Source organism: Pricia sp. (assembly GCF_041745955.1).
Lineage (GTDB): Bacteria > Bacteroidota > Bacteroidia > Flavobacteriales > Flavobacteriaceae > Pricia.
In genome coordinates this window covers 1-16,610 of the sequence record NZ_JBGTHY010000264.1, presented here as the reverse complement: position 1 = coordinate 16,610, position 16,610 = coordinate 1, and the positions used below count along the sequence as shown (strand labels likewise).

General features: G+C 45.5%; 16 protein-coding genes. 6 read left to right on the top strand and 10 right to left on the bottom strand.

Annotated elements, in window-relative coordinates:
* Positions 1 to 12: 12 nt before the first annotated feature.
* The 3 genes from ACEW8S_RS09405 to ACEW8S_RS09395 all read right to left on the bottom strand — a co-directional run bounded on the left by ACEW8S_RS09405 (position 13) and on the right by ACEW8S_RS09395 (position 3,005).
* A complete protein-coding gene (locus ACEW8S_RS09405) occupies positions 13 to 378 on the bottom strand; it encodes a hypothetical protein (protein ID WP_373517894.1) in 366 nt (121 codons plus the stop codon).
* 210 nt (positions 379 to 588) lie between these two features.
* Positions 589 to 1,914, bottom strand: coding sequence for a sigma-54-dependent transcriptional regulator (locus ACEW8S_RS09400; protein ID WP_373517893.1), 1,326 nt, complete (start codon positions 1,912 to 1,914; stop codon positions 589 to 591).
* Between the two features lie 2 nt (positions 1,915 to 1,916).
* The gene (locus ACEW8S_RS09395) at positions 1,917 to 3,005 is read right to left on the bottom strand and encodes a sensor histidine kinase (RefSeq protein WP_373517892.1); all 1,089 of its coding nucleotides are present in this window, start codon (positions 3,003 to 3,005) and stop codon (positions 1,917 to 1,919) included.
* A gap of 306 nt (positions 3,006 to 3,311) precedes the next feature.
* Here ACEW8S_RS09395 and ACEW8S_RS09390 point away from each other — a divergent pair, with 306 nt between their 5' ends.
* Positions 3,312 to 3,680, top strand: coding sequence for a hypothetical protein (locus tag ACEW8S_RS09390; protein WP_373517891.1), 369 nt, complete (start codon positions 3,312 to 3,314; stop codon positions 3,678 to 3,680).
* Complete coding sequence (locus tag ACEW8S_RS09385; protein WP_373517890.1) at positions 3,659 to 4,507, top strand: response regulator; 849 nt, start codon at positions 3,659 to 3,661, stop codon at positions 4,505 to 4,507. The genes ACEW8S_RS09390 and ACEW8S_RS09385 overlap by 22 nt, the downstream gene beginning before the upstream one ends.
* A 78-nt stretch (positions 4,508 to 4,585) precedes the next feature.
* Here the strand turns inward: ACEW8S_RS09385 and cphA are convergent, their stop codons facing one another.
* Entirely contained in the window at positions 4,586 to 7,225 is a 2,640-nt protein-coding gene (gene cphA / locus ACEW8S_RS09380; protein ID WP_373517889.1) for a cyanophycin synthetase, read from the bottom strand.
* A gap of 95 nt (positions 7,226 to 7,320) precedes the next feature.
* Here cphA and ACEW8S_RS09375 point away from each other — a divergent pair, with 95 nt between their 5' ends.
* Positions 7,321 to 8,181: a cyanophycinase gene (locus tag ACEW8S_RS09375; protein WP_373517940.1), complete on the top strand. Its 861-nt coding sequence runs from the start codon at positions 7,321 to 7,323 to the stop codon at positions 8,179 to 8,181.
* 125 nt (positions 8,182 to 8,306) lie between these two features.
* On the opposite strand, the gene ACEW8S_RS09370 is transcribed toward ACEW8S_RS09375, so the two are convergent.
* The 3 genes from ACEW8S_RS09370 to rpe all read right to left on the bottom strand — a co-directional run bounded on the left by ACEW8S_RS09370 (position 8,307) and on the right by rpe (position 10,957).
* A complete protein-coding gene (locus tag ACEW8S_RS09370) occupies positions 8,307 to 9,242 on the bottom strand; it encodes an isoaspartyl peptidase/L-asparaginase family protein (RefSeq protein WP_373517888.1) in 936 nt (311 codons plus the stop codon).
* A 72-nt stretch (positions 9,243 to 9,314) separates the two neighbouring features.
* The gene (locus ACEW8S_RS09365; protein WP_373517887.1) at positions 9,315 to 10,298 is read right to left on the bottom strand and encodes a YpdA family putative bacillithiol disulfide reductase; all 984 of its coding nucleotides are present in this window, start codon (positions 10,296 to 10,298) and stop codon (positions 9,315 to 9,317) included.
* On the bottom strand, positions 10,295 to 10,957 hold the full coding sequence (gene rpe, locus ACEW8S_RS09360) for a ribulose-phosphate 3-epimerase (protein ID WP_373517886.1): 663 nt from the start codon (positions 10,955 to 10,957) through the stop codon (positions 10,295 to 10,297). Before rpe ends, ACEW8S_RS09365 begins: the two co-directional genes overlap by 4 nt.
* A 188-nt stretch (positions 10,958 to 11,145) precedes the next feature.
* Between rpe and ACEW8S_RS09355 the strand changes: the two genes are divergently transcribed.
* The 3 genes from ACEW8S_RS09355 (at position 11,146) to ACEW8S_RS09345 (ending at position 15,131) form a co-directional block, all read left to right on the top strand.
* Complete coding sequence (locus tag ACEW8S_RS09355; RefSeq protein WP_373517885.1) at positions 11,146 to 12,981, top strand: flavohemoglobin expression-modulating QEGLA motif protein; 1,836 nt, start codon at positions 11,146 to 11,148, stop codon at positions 12,979 to 12,981.
* Between the two features lie 140 nt (positions 12,982 to 13,121).
* The gene (locus ACEW8S_RS09350; protein ID WP_373517884.1) at positions 13,122 to 14,174 is read left to right on the top strand and encodes a glutathione synthase; all 1,053 of its coding nucleotides are present in this window, start codon (positions 13,122 to 13,124) and stop codon (positions 14,172 to 14,174) included.
* A 54-nt stretch (positions 14,175 to 14,228) separates the two neighbouring features.
* Positions 14,229 to 15,131 carry a succinylglutamate desuccinylase/aspartoacylase family protein gene (locus ACEW8S_RS09345; protein ID WP_373517883.1) on the top strand — a complete coding sequence of 301 codons (903 nt, stop codon included), beginning with the start codon at positions 14,229 to 14,231 and terminating at the stop codon, positions 15,129 to 15,131.
* A gap of 162 nt (positions 15,132 to 15,293) precedes the next feature.
* On the opposite strand, the gene ACEW8S_RS09340 is transcribed toward ACEW8S_RS09345, so the two are convergent.
* The 3 genes from ACEW8S_RS09340 to ACEW8S_RS09330 all read right to left on the bottom strand — a co-directional run.
* Entirely contained in the window at positions 15,294 to 15,752 is a 459-nt protein-coding gene (locus ACEW8S_RS09340) for a tRNA (cytidine(34)-2'-O)-methyltransferase (RefSeq protein WP_373517882.1), read from the bottom strand.
* Positions 15,752 to 15,982: a VF530 family DNA-binding protein gene (locus tag ACEW8S_RS09335; protein ID WP_373517939.1), complete on the bottom strand. Its 231-nt coding sequence runs from the start codon at positions 15,980 to 15,982 to the stop codon at positions 15,752 to 15,754. Before ACEW8S_RS09335 ends, ACEW8S_RS09340 begins: the two co-directional genes overlap by 1 nt.
* Positions 15,983 to 16,147: 165 nt before the next feature.
* Positions 16,148 to 16,610 (bottom strand): sigma-70 family RNA polymerase sigma factor (locus ACEW8S_RS09330; RefSeq protein ID WP_373517881.1); only part of this gene is annotated, 463 nt, incomplete at its 5' end.

Here is a 16,610-nt window from a genome sequence, read left to right as displayed (position 1 = left end):
GCAACGCTATATTTATTTGACCTTTAGTTCGCCAGAGCCAACAGCATCCTCAAAATTTGCGGCTACCGTGGTATGGCTTCCGAAGAAACGACCACCATCTTCACGTTGTATCGCTACCTGTTTCGTACCGTCCTTTTTTTCTTTTATGGAGGTCACCACGACCTTGCTTCCAGCTACACTTTTATAGTTTGCGATACCACCTCTCTTGATGATAAAATTCGCTCTTGAAAATTCGATGTGCTTGAACCTATTGGTTTCCAGCCGTCCTATTTCAAAGACGTCGCCGACTTCAACTTCGTTCTGAATGGCATCGGTATTATTGGACTGTGCGTTCAGCACACTTACCGAGAACAAGGCTACTAGTACATATTTGATCATAACTTTATATTTCGGATTTTTAAAGAAATAACAGCATTATCTGGTGAATTTGATTTTCCTCCTAAAAGGCAAATGGCATGCCCTAAAAGGTATCGGGCATGCCATTTTTTATAATTAATTGGATATCAGGTAGTAATAGGAAATTTAAAAGGAGGGGATAGCAGCAAACTGGGGGAAATTTCCCCAGATGGGGAGTTTTGAACCTTTAAATCAGGTCAATTTATCGCGCAGGGTCTTGCGGTCGATTTGGAGAATTTCGGCGGCCTTGGTCTTATTGCCTTCGGTATGTAAGAGTACTTTTTTAACATATTCCTTTTGCATTTCACGGAGCGGAAGGAAATCGGAATCGGGAAAATCAATCTTGAACTTTAGGTTTTCTGGAAGGTCTTTGACTTCGATTGATCCGTCTGACATAATGACCGCCCGTTGAATGCTATTCTCAAGCTCCCTGATATTGCCGGGCCAATGATAACGTTGCAGAACTTGCAAGGCATGAGGGGAAATTTGCATAAGCCTATCCTTATACTCCACCCCATATTTTCGGATGAATTTATCTACCAACAAGGGAATATCCGATTTGCGCTCACGAAGCGGGGGCACATTGATTTCTACAACGGTCAGGCGATAATAGAGATCTTCACGGAAATCCTTTTTTTGGATGGCCTCCAATAGATTGCTATTGGTCGCCGCGACAATTCGGATATTTACGCTCTCTACCTTTCGGGAACCCACTTTCGTAATCTCCTTTTCTTGAAGGGCACGTAGCAGTTTCGTCTGAACCGAGAGCGGTGCGGAACCAATTTCATCAAGAAACAGCGTGCCACCATCCGAAGCCTGAAAGAACCCTTTGCGGTTTTCGTTGGCTCCGGTAAAGGCTCCTTTGGTATAACCGAAGAGTTCGGCTTCGAGCAAATTTTCGGGAATGGCGCCGCAGTTTACTGCCACAAAGGGCGCACGGGAAAACTTCCCGGAATAATGGATGGCCCGCGCCACCAGTTCCTTGCCCGTGCCGCTTTCGCCCTGGACCAATACCGTTGCTTTGTTGTTCTTGACCCTATCGATAATGTCCGTAATTTTTTGAAACGCTTCCGAAGTGCCGATCATGTCGGCATAGCCATTACTTTTTCCAGTTGTTGATACGGGTTGCCGTTTTTTACGTTTTGCACCACTTTCAAGGGACTTTTGTACGGCCTGTTTCAACTCGTTTTTAGTAAAGGGCTTGGTCAAGTAATCGGTCGCCCCTGATTTGATAACCTCCAAGGCACCATCCACCGAAGGGTAACCGGTGACAACCAGCTTCGGCATTTCGGGGTAGTGCTCATCGGCGAATTTCACCAATTGCAACCCGTCCACTTCGGGCATTTGAATATCGGTGATCAGAAGATCGATAAACGTATCCTTTAAAATGTAAAGCGCTTCCTTGACCGAAACGGCCTTGTAGGTATGATAATCGAGTGAGTGCAGATGGCGCTGTAACAGTTCTAGAATATCGATGTCGTCATCTACCAGCAGTATGTTTTCTTTCCGAAGACCCATGTTTACAATTTAGGAAAATCAACGGTAAAAATAGTTCCTTTTGGGGTATTAGGGCTGTGGGCGATCTTGCCTTTATGGCTACTGATTATTCCATGTACCACGCTTAGTCCCAATCCCGAACCGACCCCCAAAGGTTTTGTGGTGAAAAAAGGTTCGAACACCTTATGCTCATTTTTGGGGTCGATACCCGGACCTTCGTCCGAGATGCGAAGTTGTATTTTTTTTCCTTTTTCATGGATGTCAATGCCAATACCCCCATCCTTGGGCGAAAAATAGACTGCGTTCATAATCAGATTGAAAAGTACTTGGGTCAATTGCACGGTATCGGCACGCAGTGCTAGGGTATCATCACCAAAAGACTTGTTCAGTTTGATATTTTTGGTCTGTAGGGAAGGGCCAAGCAATTTCAGTACATTTACAACTACGGGAACCAACGCTACCGACTTCATTTGCTGGGGCATCTCACAGGCGAAGAACATCAGTTTTTTCACTACCTCGCGGCTGAAAATGGCATTGTCCACAATTTTCTCCAGATCACGCAAGGCTTTGGGGTTTGTCATCCCATCCTTTAAAAGTTCCGTAAATCCCAAAATATTGGCAAGTGGCGTATTGAGTTCGTGGGAGATTCCCGCCGTAATTTCCCCCAAGATATGAAGGCGGTCGGCACGCTCTACCTGGCGTTTGATGGCTGCCTCGCTATCGTGTACCTGTTTTCTTTCCAACAAGTTGCCAACGGCCAAAGCAACGTTTTCCAATAACTTTTCCTCTTCCTCCAAAAAGTCGTTTTGTTCGTATTTGGCTTTTGGATATCCCACTTTTATAAACCCTTCGGGTTTGTTGAAAACCTTAATATCGGATTTTATGAAAATCATGTCCGATGTGAACCCTTCCGTCTCAATATCGAAGTCGCCACTTTTTAATAGCACTTCCGTCTCATTCTCGAATTGCCATGCTTTTTTCAGACAGTAGGTAATTGCTTCTAGCGAAGTCTCTAACTGGTCGTAATCGGAGTTTACAATGATGGAAGTAACCTCGTAGAGACAGGTAAGTTCCTTGATGCGTTCTTTTAGTTTTGCTTCCGTACTGACCATAATAGTTCCAATTGCGGCATTTAAAAGGTGAAGGTCTTAAATATTTGGCTGTATTGAAAATCGGGCTCACTATTTTAATGGAAAATATGTAGCACGAACACACCCTTTCGCGAAAGCGGTCTATGCCATTTTCGTAAGAAACGGTAAAATTTAACTTCCTGATTTTTTCATTTGGGCGAATGGGTTCATTACGCCTAAATTTAAGATTTTTTTTTACTAAGTTTAGGCAGACACTGGTATAGCAATGATTTTCAGAAAAAACTTCTTGTTCATTATTGGCGTACTGGGGCCTTTTCTCTTCATCTCATGTACCCGACCGCTTCTAGTGACAAAGTCCGTATCGGTTTTTCCCAGGCGATGATCAATGACGATTGGCGGCGTTCCATGAACGATGCCATGCAGCTGAAGCTTCCTTGGTTGCTAATGTTGACCCTCATATTAAGTGCCATCGAATCCCTTGGCGGGGTTGCGGGCGAGCGAGGAGGAAATTTCATGAACCAGGTCGAACTGATTTACAATAACTCCAATCGCTTATTGTGCCTTATCAACCAATTGTTGGATTTTCAAAACGCCGAAGACCGTAAGTTCGCACTTAGGGCCACCAAAACAGACCTAGTTGCTTTCTCCCAATCGATTTCAATCCGGAATATTCATTGGACGATACCTACCTGCTAGAAACCAGTACCCCCGATGATGAAAGTGGAAAACCTTCTATTTTGATCATTGAGGATAATAGGGACCTGTCCCTTTTCCTGAAGAATAAATTGATGCGGGACTTTGAAATCCATCTTTCCGATGGTACCGATGCCATCCAAAAAGCCTTCGAGTTTATTCCGGATATCATCATTTGCGATATCAACCTTCCCGAAAAAAACGGATTCGAAATCTGCGCATCGTTGAAGAACGACTTGAGAACTTCACATATACCTACCGTCATCCTGACCGCTTCGGGCAATACCGAATCTTACTTGAAAGGTCTAGAATCAGGGGCCGATCTCTATTTGACAAAACCCTTCAGCTACTCCATTTTGATTCAGGCCATTCAGGCGCTCCTGTACAACAGGGAAAAACTGAGATATTACTACACCAATAACATCCATAAAATAACATCGACCAGCACGTTCGGGAACTTGGAGCAGGAGTTTATGCAAACCCTTAATGTGCGGATTAAGGATAATTTGGATAAAGCCGATTCCTCTGTAGAAAATCTAGCGGAAGAACTACACATTAGCCGAGTGCAGTTATATCCAAAGGTAAAGGCGATGATGGGGGTGAGTATAAGTGACTATATCGCAAACATCCGCTTAGAAAATGCTCGGGCCATGTTGGAGTCCACCACCTTGACTGTCTCCGAAATTGCATATGCCAATGGCTTTTCCTCTCCGAATTATTTCTCCACTGCTTTTAAAAACCAGTACGCAGCGTCCTTTAGATGCCGGGGCTTCCGACAACGGGAAATTGATTTTACGGGCGGACTTTATGTGCAGAATCCGGGGTACTAAAATATATAAGTATTAAAAATAACTCGGTAGTTCGAGTTAGTTTGAGTTATTTTGGAACACGGGCCTCGCCCCGCATTCTTACTTATCGACCACTAGCGAAGCTCCTTTTTGTTCCTGGTCCTTGAGGTCTTCTACGAGTTGCAAGGCATCCGTTACCACATCGCTGCACAAGATGATCAAGCCTCCTACGGGTATATTTTTAACAGCATGGTAAATGGCTTCCTTTTCCGAAGGAATGACGGTTGTTTTTAGATCGGGATTTTTCTTCGTGATACCGTCTTTTAACATCCCAATCAGTTCTTCCTCTGATTTTCCCCGTAAATGTTTGTCCTGTCGGATGATGATTTCGTCGAACATTTCGGCGGCAATACTTCCGATCAGGTTGTTGTCTTCTGCACGCCTGTCACCGATACCCGCGACGATGCCCAGCTTGTGGGTAGCCTCGATCTGGTCCGTAAATTTTTGAAGGGCCCGCATTCCGGATGGATTATGGGCATAATCGAGCAGTATCTGGAATTTATCGAAATTAAAAAGATTGAGACGTCCGGGGGTTTGGGACGCTGAAGGTATAAACGTTTCCAATCCCGCCTTCATATCCTCAATGGTAATGTTTTTTACATTGCAGGCGATTATGGCCGGCAAGATGTTCTGGATCATGAACTTGGCCTTTCCGCCATAAGTTAGCGGAATATTTTCTGCCTTCATGATCCGCATTTTCCAAGTGCCGCGACAAAGGGTCACATAGCCGTTTTCATAGACGGCGGTGATGCCGCCCTTTCTTTGAAGGGCTTTGATCCTAGGGTTGTCCTCATCCATGGAGAACAGGGCGACGTTACATTCCAGACCCTTGCGCATATCGTATACCAGATCGTCATCTGCGTTTAAGATCGCATAGCCATCGGGCAGTACGGTTTCGGGAATGACGGCCTTTACTTGAGCCAATTGTTGTATCGTATGTATGCCTTTCAAGCCCAAATGATCTGCCGCTACATTGGTAACGATGCCGACATCGCATTTGGAAAAGGCAAGCCCGGCACGTAAGAGTCCCCCTCTGGCACACTCCAATACCGCAAAGTTTACAGTCGGGTCACGCAATACAAACTCCGTACTTTGGGGGCCGGTACAATCCCCTTTCATCAACAATCTGTTTTTGATGTAGACCCCGTCGCTAGTGGTATATCCGACACGATATCCCGACATCTTGGCCATATGGGCTATAAGCCTCGTAGTGGTCGTTTTTCCATTGGTACCGGTGATGGCCACAATGGGAATACGGCCCTTGTCGCCCTGATGCGGAAAAAGCTTGTCCACCACCGGGGCGGCCACGTTTCTGGGGAGTCCTTTCGTAGGTGCCAGATGCATGCGAAATCCTGGACCGGCATTTACTTCGAGTACGGCACCACCAGTTTCGGATAATGGCTTACTGATATCGCTGGTCATAATATCGATACCGGCGATATCGAGATCGATAATTTTTGAGATACGCTCGGCCATGGCTACGTTGGCAGGGTGAACGATATGTGTGACATCTTCTGCCGTGCCGCCCGTGCTGAGATTGGCCGTATCTTTCAGCACCAGTTTTTCGCCTTTGGGAAGCACGGAATCCAAGGTATATCCGGCATCTTCGATTTTGGTCTTGGTCAGGTCGTTAATTGTGATAATGGTCAGTTCCTTTTCATGACCGTAGCCTCGTCGGGGATCTCTATTTTTATCGGCGATTAGGTTGTCAATGGTCGATTCACCGTCGCCGATGACATGGGCCGGAGAGCGCAGGGCCGCGGCCACCAAGATGTTATTGATAACCAGCAACCGATAGTCGTGACCGGTAATATAGGTTTCTACGATAATGCGGTCCGAAACTTCTTTGGCGACACGAAATGCCTTTATCGCCTCATCGTAAGAGTTGATATCGACCGAAATGCCACGGCCATGATTTCCATCAATGGGTTTGATGACCAATGGGAAGCCGATATAATCACAGGCATCCTTGAGACTACTTTCCTTTGATATAATATCGCCTCGGGGCACTTGTACCTCCGCCTGTTCCAAAAGATGCTTGGTGTCTTCTTTGTCACAGGCCAGTTCGACGCCGATGCTACTTGTCTCACTGGTAACGGTGGCTTGTATGCGTTTTTGGTTCGCGCCATAGCCCAATTGGCAAAGCGAATATTTATTCAGGCGTAACCACGGAATGCCCCTTCTTTCGGCCTCCTCGACAATTGAACCTGTGCTGGGCCCCAGACGTTCGGCCTCGCGCAGCTCACGCATACGTTGTAGGTCGGGGTCGATGTCGTAATCTTTGCCCTTTACCAACGCCTCGCAGATATCGACCGCGGCTTTGGCGGCATAGCGTCCGGCGTTTTCTTCGATGTACGAAAAGACCACATGGTAAACGCCCTCTTCACCGAAGCCCCGTGTACGGCCGAAACCGGTGTCCATACCGGCAAGAGTCTGTATTTCAAGGGCGATATGTTCGATGACGTGGCCCATCCAGGTACCTTCTTCCACCCGCATAAAAAACCCGCCAGCGCAGCCTTCGGAACACCGGTGTTCGTACATGCCGGGAAATAAGGCCTTCAAGCGGTCGCCGAAACCTTTTATTTCATTGGTAGGAAAATCTTCCATCGCCTCTAGGTCGAGGACCATCACGATCAGTTTCTCTCGGCGAACGGACCAATAATTGGGGCCGCGCATGGCATTGATTTCTCGTATCTTCATCAGTAATTATTAGTTGGAACTCTGGAATTTTATAAATATAAACCTAAATTCCACAACATTACCCGTATTTTTGCGTTCAAAACTTAAAATTTTTGATGCAGATAAAAGGTATATTGATTCCTATTGGAGGAAACGAGGATAAGGGAATAGAGACAAAGGAAAGGTATCACCTGGAATTTATAGAGGAAGGTATTTTAGCAAGGGTAGCCAAGGAATGTGGGGGATGTGATAGATCTATTGCGGTTATCCCGACCGCTTCAAGTATACCCGACGAAGTTATGGACAACTACATAAGGGCATTTGACAGATTGGGATGCACTAATGTCAATATAGTAGATATCCGTGAGCAAAAAGATTCCGAAGACCGGCAAAATATCGCGACCATCGAACAGGCGGACTGTGTAATGTTCTCTGGCGGCAGCCAATCCAAGATTGTCCAAAAAATTGGGGGAAGCACGATTCACAACATTCTTTTGGAACGCTATAAAAACGAGAAGATAGTTATCGCCGGAACCAGTGCCGGTGCCATGTGTATGTCAACGGAAATGATTTCGGGAGGCAGCGGCAAGGAAGCTTTTATAAAGGGAGCGGTTCGGATGAAAAAGGGTATGGGATTTATGTCAAACCTGGTGATAGATTCACATTTCATTACACGAGGGCGATTTGGACGCTTGGCCGAGGCGATTGCCCGATTTCCAGAATTTCTGGGTGTCGGTCTTGCCGAGGATACCGGTCTGGTCATCAAAAACTGCAATACCTTCGAGGTAATCGGCTCGGGAATGGTGATTCTCTTTGACCCCAGCGAAATAAGACACAACAACGAAAAGTTATTGAAAAAGGGCATGCCCATGTCGATCTCAAACCTGAAGACCCATAGTTTGGCCAATGGGGATCGATTCGATATTGAAGAAAGAACATTGAAAGTGACGCCTTCGGACAAGGCGTTTATGGTATAGGTTAAGAATTCTGAATTTTTTAATCTCTAGGGCTCAATTCTCCGTATGCCTGCATCGTTTTTTCCATTTTTTTTGGAATTTCTTTTTTCGGAATTTGATGCCTCGTATGCTTGCATCGAGGTATTTTATTCCCCATAAATGAAAATCTTCCTTTCCCCATAGGAGGTCCTACTCCCGCGATACATACCTTCTGTGTTGAAGGGCGTGGCGATGTTGCCGTGGATGTCGACAGCGATCAGCCCGCCATCCCCGCCAATTTCCAACAGGCGTTTATTGATAACTTCGGAGGCGGCATCGCTTACCGATAGGCCTTTGTACTCCATTAGACAGGATACATCATAGGCGACGACACCCTTGATGAAAAATTCGCCACTACCGGTACAGCTCACGGCACAGGTCTTGTTGTTCGCATAGTTGCCGACGCCTATCATGGGGCTATCGCCTACGCGTCCGAAACGTTTGTTGGTCATACCGCCTGTAGAGGTCGCAGCGGCAAGATTGCCATGCTGATCACAGGCCACGGCACCAACGGTACCGAATTTGGATTCTTTTTTGACCGAATGGTCCAGTTGAAAACTATCGGTTCCCTTGATTTCCTGCCACTGTTGATAGCGGAATTCATCATAGAAATAAGAAGCATCCTCTAGGCTATATTTTAGGCTTTTGGCAAATTCCATAGCCCCTTCGCCCGCCAAAAAGATATGGTCGCTTTTTTCCATGACGTCCCGTGCTAGAGCAATGGGATTTTTAATTCCGTGAATCAGGGAAACCGCTCCGGCATCCAAAGTCTTTCCGTTCATAATGGCCGCATCCATTTCATGGGTACCGTGGGCGGTGAAAACACTGCCCTTTCCCGCATTGAATAGCGGGGAATTTTCAAGTAGGGCCACGGATTTTTCCACGGCATCTACGGCGGAGGCACCCTCCTTCAAAAGAGCAAAGCCTTCGTCGAGAGCCAGTTCCAACGCTTTTTTATAGGCGGTTTCTTTTTCAAAGGTCATTTGGCCCTTGACCAAAGTACCCGCACCGCCATGTATGGCCAAAGAAAAAGGTTGTATCATTTTTCAGTAAATTTATTTTGGATTTTTCAGTCATCAGTCATCAGTCATCAGTCATCTGTCATCTATCATCCGTCAGGCTTCGACGGTTTCAGGATTTTCATGCAAAATAGCGTTCATAATAATCTTGGCATGTACCCTCGAATTTTCGATAAACCATTTGTGGGTTTCCATTCCGCCGCAGATAACGCCGGCCAGATAGAGTCCGTCAACATTGGTTTCCATGGTCTCCGGATTGTATTGTGGAAGTTTTTTCTCATCGTCGGAGAGTTCGATACCCAGCTTTTTAAGGAAGGCAAAGTTGGGTTTGTACCCGGTAAGGGCCAACACAAAATCATTTTCCAAGGTAACCGCGCCATCAGGCGTATCGATACGGATGTCGGTTTCCCTGATTTCCTTGACGGTGGAATTATAGTAGGCTTTAATACTGCCCTCTTCGATACGGTTCATGATATCGGGCCTCACCCAATATTTTACACGTTGACCGACCTCGGGCCCGCGAATGATAAGCGTAACTTCCGCACCTTTTCGCCAACATTCAAGTGCCGCGTCGATGGCGGAATTGCTGGCACCTACAACGGCGAGTTTTTGGCTGGCGTAAAAGTGGGGATCATCGTAGTAGTGTGCTATTTTTGGAAGGTCCTCACCGGGTACGTCCATGGTGTTGGGCAGATCGTAGAAGCCCGTGGCCACGATGACATTGGAAGTAGAATAGCTGTCCTTATTGGAAATGACGGTAAAGCCGCCGTCTTTTTTTTCAACGTTTTCCACTTTCTCAAAAAGCTGGATGTCCAGTTGGTTCGAGGTGACAATTCTCCGATAATATTCCAAGGCCTCGTTGCGTTTCGGTTTGGCCTCGTTGCTGATAAAGGGTATATCATCGATTTCAAGCTTTTCCGAAGAGGAAAAAAACTGCATGTTCACTGGATAATGGAACAGGGAATTCACGATAGGCCCCTTTTCTAGGATGACGTAGCTAAGTCCCTTATTTTTCGCTTCCAGGCCGCAAGCGATTCCTATTGGGCCACCACCTACGATAATTACATCGAACTGCTTCATTGTTCCGCACTTTCTTTAAGTTTTTTAATGGTCGCGGTCGGGTCGTCACTTTTGAATACAAAACTGCCGGCGACCAGCACATCGGCACCGGCCTTTACCAGCCTTTGCGCATTTTCCGAGGTCACCCCACCATCGATTTCAATGAGCGCCTTTGATTTTCGATTCGTTATCAGTTCCTTTAATGCCCTTACCTTTTCGTAGGTATTCTCGATAAACGACTGCCCGCCGAACCCTGGGTTTACGCTCATGACCAATACGACATCGATATCCCGTATAACATCCTCTAAAAGTAAGATATTGGTGTGCGGGTTTAGGGCAACTCCGGCCTTCATTCCTTCATCTTTTATGGCCTGTAAGCTTCTATGCAAATGGGTACAGGCCTCGTAGTGAACGGTGAGAATGGAGGCGCCCAGTTCGGCAAAAGTTTTGATATAACGGTCAGGGTCGACAATCATCAGATGCACGTCCAAAGGTTTGGTGGCATGTTCGGCAATGGTCTTCACCACGGGCATTCCGTAAGAAATATTGGGTACGAAAAGTCCGTCCATTATGTCGATATGATGCCAATCGGCCTCGCTTTGGTTCACCAGTTCTATGTCGCGCTGTAGGTTTCCGAAATCGGCCGCGAGTAGGGAAGGGGCTATCTTGGTTTCGCTCATTTGTTCGTTTTAAAGAGTACAAAGGTAAGTAATTATGGGCGTTCAGGATATGCGATCGAAAGCTAAATGGCCGATTTTCTAGGGGACTGGGGGTATACCTTAAATCATTGTTAAATATTACCGATCCAGATACTGAAATTGTATATTCTCTACTTCAAAACTTATTTTTAACCAACACGTCATACCATTTGGAAAAACCTAAGACCATAGAACATCTGCAACAACACTTGACAAATTTGGAGCCAGGCGGAAGAACGGTACTACAACTTCCCCGAGACGGTTTCCTTTTTCTCGAACACGATGTTCCTTACTTGATGGTGTACCGAAAACGGAGAAAAGATAAGAAAACCATGCGTCTGGCGAAAACTACGGCTTCCTATCTTATTCTAGGTGACGATTCGGAAGTGGCTATCAAAGATTTCTTGGAGGAACTCCTCAAATTAATTGCACGGAGATTTCGTTCTTTTCTAGTACTGGAAATTTGGGAAGGGGCTATGGATGGTACCGAGTTCGTTATTTCGGCCCCGCACAAAAAACTTTCCTCAACTTTAGATGCATTGTCCGAAGGTCTTGGAAAAATAGAGGCACGCTACGGGGCGGAACTATCGACTAGGATTTCAAAGGTTGATGACGAAGTAATAGAAGGGATCGCGCCGCTTTTCGATGCCAAAAGTCTGCGGGGCATAGGCGGGGCTTGGATCGGACTCGAAGTACCACCAGCCTATCGTGATGGCGAAGGCACAGAATTCCCTGTTTATTTCAGAAAATTCAGAACCCAATTTGCCAAAACTGTTCAGGAGGCACTTTTCGAATTTGTTCGTATACAGACCACTTCGAAGATAGCCAGTTATCACGCGTTGGGCAAAAGGGAAATCCATGAAGAGGTGCTCAAGATCGACAAAAAGATTGCTAAAATACAGAACAGTTATTCCTTTCTACTACTGGTCGCGCCCATCAATATATCCGAATTAAAAAAACGCTATTGCGAGAACGGATTCCGGAACATCGGAACCTATCATTATCGTTTATTGCCCGTGGATCCCGATATTCTGAAACGTAAATTGTACAACCTTGATATCCATGAAATTGATGACCCGGCCCTGGCCTATATTTATGATGAGAAACGGGAGGAAATAGATCACGAGCTAACCATGCTAAAGGAACGTGGGTCGCAGAATTTTTTTTACAGCGGCATCCGTATGTACGGATCGGTATCCAAAGAACTTCTCGAAGAGGCCGAAGCCATCTTAGGTCACCTATCCGAAGAACCGGAATCGTCACGGCAAACCGTTATGAACGCCCATGAATTCAAAAGTTTGGCAGAAAAGGAATTTGATTATTTCAGAAAAATGGCGCCCGATTATAAAGGCAAGGTGCACATCCGTAAAGACGTGAACATAATGATGGTGGCCCAGGGCGAACTATATCTTCCGGCGGACTATACCCTCACCGCTTTGGAGGCACGGGCCTTGATCCAACATGAAATAGGTACCCACGCCCTGACCCATTACAACGGTGCACGGCAACCTTTGCGGCAAATGGCCTGTGGTCTTGCCGGGTATGACGCCCTTCAGGAAGGGATTGCGGTATTGGCCGAATATCTGGCCAATGCCTTAGGGTTGAACCGGCTTCGTACTTTGGCAGGTAGGGTAATGGCCGGCAATGCCTTGGGCAAAGGAGCCAGCTTTGATGATATGTTCGTGCTTTTGCACAAGGATTATGGTTTTTCAAAAGATCGTTCGTTCGATATCACATCGCGTATGTTTCAAGGCGGGGGCTTCTTAAAGGATATCGTATATCTAAAGGGATTGTTGGAATTACGCCAGCATTTATCCGAGGGCGGTGCTTTGGAGCCCTTGCTCGCCGGCAAATTCGCTTTGAGACATTTGGCAACCGTAAAGGATTTGATGGAACGCGGTTTGCTTTATCCTCCGAAAATAATGCCCCGCTACTTACTGAACGAATCGTGTAACCAAAAACTCGGGGATTTTAAAAAAGGGATGCCACTTTATAAAATGGTTTGATCAGCACCCAGCTTCCGTAGGGTACTCCTGTCAATCAAATGTTTGTGTATTCCTATAAGGACAAAAAATAATGTAAACGAGTTTATAATTGCATCAACTTATTCGTATTCTTTTTAGCGTTAAGATAATACACCATAAAAATGAAAATATGCTTTGTCATCAGTGATTTGAAAAAGGAATATGTCGGTTCTTCTGTAGTTATGCTTAAAAAGGCATTCGAGCGTGGGCATTCGGCTTATATAATGGAGGTCGGGGGCTTCAATTTTATGCACGGATCACCGGTCGATATTCGCTGCAAAAAAGTACCCAAATCTTTGAAGTACGACTTTCCCGAGGATTTTCTGACCCAAATAAAGGATGATAAAGTCGCATGGAAGACGATATCGTCAGAGGAACTCGATGTGCTTTTTGTTCGCAACAATCCCACCGAGGAGACTATTAACAGGCACTGGGCCGAGCACTCCGGTCTCGCCTTTGCCAGGGCCATCCAGCAACAGGGCGTATTGGTCTTGAACGATGCCAATGCGATGGCCCATTCCTTTATCGACAAAATGTATTTTGAGGAACTGCCCAAGACCATCAAGCCTGAAAGCGTGATTACCCGTGACAAGCAGGTCATACTGGATTTCTGGAAAGCCTCAAATAAAAATATCGTGCTCAAACCCTTGGAAGGTTCGGGTGGTCAAAGTATCTATCTGATCGGGAAAGAGAAGCACAATTTTGAGCAGATTACCAACTCCCTGCTTGCTAAAGGCTACGTTATTGCCCAAGAATTTCTTCCGGGAGTTAGTAAAGGCGATGTTCGGGTACTTTTGATAAACGGAAAAATTTTGGAAAAAGATGGAGAATTGGGATTGATCCGTCGTATCAACTCCAATAAAGATGAATTTAGGAGCAACTTGGCCTTGGGCGGAAAAGCTGAAAAAGCAAAACTCACCCCCGAAATCGAACGGATTGTAGAGCTGACCGGCCCGAAATTGATCCGTGACGGCTTCTTTTTCGTGGGACTTGATGTGGTCGACGATAAATTGATCGAAATCAACTGTATGAGTCCGGGCGGGCTGGCCTACACCCAGGAAATTGGTCTGCCGGACTTTACCGAGACGGTCATAGCATCCATCGAACGCAAAATCGAATATAAGAAACTGAACAAAAACAGACTCAGCAATAAAGAACTGGCGACGATGGATTGATTGGCTGTGGCCAGCATTGATAGGAAGGAAGAATAAACACGATAAACAAGTAATTTGAATCAAGAAGATAAGAGAATCATCGGAGCCTATGAAACCGGAAACGAAGGCCCCTTAATGTTCATTTCAGCAGGTATTCACGGCAACGAACCGAGTGGCGTGACCGCTCTTAAAAAAGTATTTGAGATTCTGGAAAAGGAAAGACCGGAAATTTCCGGAAAGGCTATCGGGGTCTACGGTAATCGGACAGCGTTGGAGAAAGGCGTACGTTACATCGATGAAGACCTCAACCGTACCTGGACCGAAAAAAATGTGGCCTCACAAGAAAAGAACACGAACGAGAAACGTGAAATGTTCGAGATTATCGAGATACTCAAGACGCATTCCGATAGCCGAAATACCAAAAGATATTTCTTGGATTGCCATACTACTTCTTCCGATAGTCCACCCTATATTTCTGTGCAGGAGGTCGGCGATAACGATGCTTGGGCTCATCGGTTTCCCGTGAATATCATTCGCGGTTTTTCCGATATTGTATTTGGTTGTATCGACCGCTACCTAAGCCGGATCGGGTTAACGGGTTTTGTTTTCGAAGGGGGACAGCATGAAAGCAAGGACGCTATCATCTATCATGAAGCAATGATTTGGCTGGTTTTGGTAGAGGCATGCGGACTGGATTTGAAAAAGCTTTCCCAAATTCCCAAAGCGGTGGAAAAGCTGTCGGTGCAAAAAGAAAATCAAAAAACTTTTGAAATCATTTACAGGCAAACCCTTGACGATGACGACCAATTTGAAATGCAACCTGGCTATGAAAATTTTCAGTCCATCGAAAAAGGTGAATTTTTAGCCACTCAAAACGGAGAAAAGATTCTAAGCACTTGGGATGCCTTTATCTTTATGCCCTTATATCAGTCTCAGGGCAATGATGGGTTTTTTGTGGTAGAGGAAGTGAATAAGTAGAATTCTACACTGCAGGGTGTTGAAAACTTCTTGTAATGAACTTGTAATGGTACTCCTTTAGAATTTGCCAAATCATTCACGGCCAATATCTTGGATTGGGGCTGGGGGATAGGATTTTTCACAGTCCATATTATTTTTATTGCTGGCCCAAAAGGAGTTTTACTAATGGTTCGCTAGCTGCCTTAACCCTTCATAAATCACGATACCAACGGCATTCGCCAAATTCAAACTGCGGATATGTTCGCTGTACAGTGGAATCTTATACAGTTTGTCGCTGTGCATTTCCGTAATTTCTTCGGATAGCCCAACGGATTCCTTTCCGAAAATTAGAAAAAGGTGATCATTATAATCGATGGACCAATGGTTTTTGTCACCATGGCTCGAAAAATAGACCATTTCTTTATCCGAATATAAATTGAAAAAGTCGTCGGTATTTTCGTATATGGATACCGAGAGGTGCTGCCAATAATCCAATCCGGCCCTTTTTAGGCGTTTATCGTTAAGTTCGAAGCCAAAAGGTCTGACGAGGTGCAGCTGCGAGCCGGTCGCCAACGCCAAACGCCCAATATTCCCCGTGTTATTGGGGATTTCCGGTTCTATAAGCACAATGTTGAACGCCATTATTTTTTGATGGATTTTAAATATAGGCATTCGACTTTTTCCCTGGCCCAAGGCGTTCGCCTTAAAAATTTCAAAGAAGATTTGATGGATGGGTTGCTTTTGAAGCAGTTGATGTCGATTCGATCGGCGAGTTCTACCCAGGTGTATTTGTGGGTAAGTTGTTCAAGTATATCTGCAAGTTTTACACCATGCAGGGGATTGTTGGGCTGGTTTTGTAATTCTTCGTCCATGGTAAGGGCAAAAAAAACTCCGGTAATCAGCCGGAGTTTATTCATCAATCAAAAAACGAACAGTCATGATAAACTGTTGTTACCATAAAATTACAACTTATATGCCAAATTTCCAATTTAAGGATTATTTAACTCGTAATTTTTGTAGCTCGATACCTTATTTTTTTAACCTAAATAGGTTTTCAATATTTTACTTCTAGAGGTATGCTTCAATCTTCGTATCGCTTTTTCCTTAATCTGGCGAACACGTTCGCGGGTCAGGTCAAAGGTTTCCCCGATTTCTTCCAAGGTCATTGAATGCTGTCCGGCCAAGCCGAAGTACAAGCGGATGACATCGGCTTCCCTTGGGGTCAAGGTTTCCAAGGAGCGCTCGATCTCAACCCTTAGCGATTCCTGTAAAAGTTCCCTATCGGGGTTGGGCGATTCGCCGCTACGGAGTACATCGTATAGGTTGGAATCTTCACCATCGATCAAAGGCGCATCCATGGATACGTGACGCCCGGAGTTTTTCAAGGACTGTTTTACGTCCTCGACGGTCATATCCAGTTCCTTGGCGATTTCTTCGGCGGAGGGCATCCGTTCGTGTGCCTGCTCCAAGAAAGCGAAGGTCTTGTTGATCTTATTGATC